The sequence below is a fragment of the Gemmiger formicilis genome, assembly GCF_016901605.1.
GTDB lineage: Bacteria > Bacillota > Clostridia > Oscillospirales > Ruminococcaceae > Gemmiger > Gemmiger formicilis_B.
In genome coordinates this window covers 1-1,441 of record NZ_JACJKP010000313.1, presented here as the reverse complement: position 1 = coordinate 1,441, position 1,441 = coordinate 1, and the positions used below count along the sequence as shown (strand labels likewise).

General features: G+C 58.1%; 2 protein-coding genes. Both read right to left on the bottom strand.

Annotated features, from left to right (window positions below; genetic code table 11):
- On the bottom strand, positions 1–431 hold a 431-nt coding region (locus H6B10_RS14490; protein ID WP_204652246.1), incomplete at its 3' end, for a DUF4130 domain-containing protein.
- A partial coding sequence (locus H6B10_RS14485; RefSeq protein WP_204652245.1) for a putative DNA modification/repair radical SAM protein occupies positions 410–1,441 on the bottom strand: 1,032 nt, incomplete at its 5' end. The genes H6B10_RS14490 and H6B10_RS14485, both read right to left, overlap by 22 nt.

Here is a 1,441-nt window from a genome sequence, read left to right as displayed (position 1 = left end):
TCCCGTTCCTCAAAACGGATAAACTCAATGTAACGGTGAGCTTCTCCGGTGACGGCGCGCTCCAGTGCAAAAGCGCCTGCTGCGTCGGCATCTCCCAGCATCTGGGCAGCCCGGGCACCGTGGTCAAAACAAAGCCGTGCAAAACGCAGCAATTTCAGGTCCTTGCCGGGGTCTGTACAGAGAAATCCCGTGGTAATGCGGTCCCGGACCACCGGACCAAGGCGCTCCAATCCGGCAGCTACCCGCTGGGCGTGAACAGGATCGGTGGCAATATCCCGGACGCCAAACAAGGTCATCTGGGCTTCTTCAGGCGGGCAGACTGCGGCGGGCAGTTCGTGACGGGAGAAACTTTCAAAAATGCAGCACAAAAAACCGGGGAAAGTGCCGTCATAATGGTAAGCGGTATCGGTTACATTCGCTTGGTAAGGCATAGAAGCGCCTCCTCCCGCACGGTTTGGGCGGCTTTATCGGCGGCCATGCCGTGTGCGGCCAGTTCGTGTACGGCAGGCGCAGCTGAGGGCAGCGGCTTGGCGGCAAAGTCATCCAGACTTAACTGTTGTATCCCTACGCCGAAGGCTTTGGGGTCCAGCAGGGCGCCGGCGATTTCGGCGCGGGTGCCGTGGGTCGGTGTGTGACCGCTGCAGGTGATAAAATATTGTGCCCGTTTCAGTACCACGCCGATGCGTTTCAACTCGGGCATTCCCAGACGCTGCAGCCGCCGCGCCTGTACAATGCGCAGAGCGCTTTTGGGACCGATGCCCGGTACCCGCAGCAGGTCGGCACGGCTGGCAGTGTTCACTTCCACCGGGAAAAACTCCGGATGCCGCACAGCCCAGGTGCACTTTGGGTCCAGGTAGGGGTCGAAATTGGGCTCCTCTTCATTGAGCAGTTCTGCGGCGGAAAAATGATAATACCGCAGCAGCCAGTCTGCCTGGTACAACCGGTGCTCCCGCAGCAACGGCGGACGGGTAGAAAGTGCCGGAAGGTGTTCGTCGGCCACAATGGGCAAATAGGCGGAGAAGAAAACGCGCTTGAGCGCGTATTTTTTGTATAATCCTTCCGTCAGGTTCATGATATGCAGGTCGCTTTCCGGTGTGGCGCCAATGATCATTTGGGTGCTTTGCCCGGCAGGGGCAAAAGCAGGCGCCCGTTTGTAAATGGCCAGTTCCCGACGGCTTTGGGCACTTTTGACGGCAATCTGACCCATAGGGCGCAGGATGGCGCTCTTTTTTTTATCGGGAGCCAGCTGATTCAAGCTGTTTTCGCTGGGAAATTCAATGTTGACGGAAAGTCGGTCAGCCAACAGACCGATGCGTTCAACCAAAAGGGGATCGGCGCCGGGAATGGTCTTGGCATGGATGTACCCGTTAAAATGGTATTCCTGCCGCAAAATGCGCAGCGCTTCGATCATCAGTTCCATGGTGCGGTCCGGGCTGCCCAG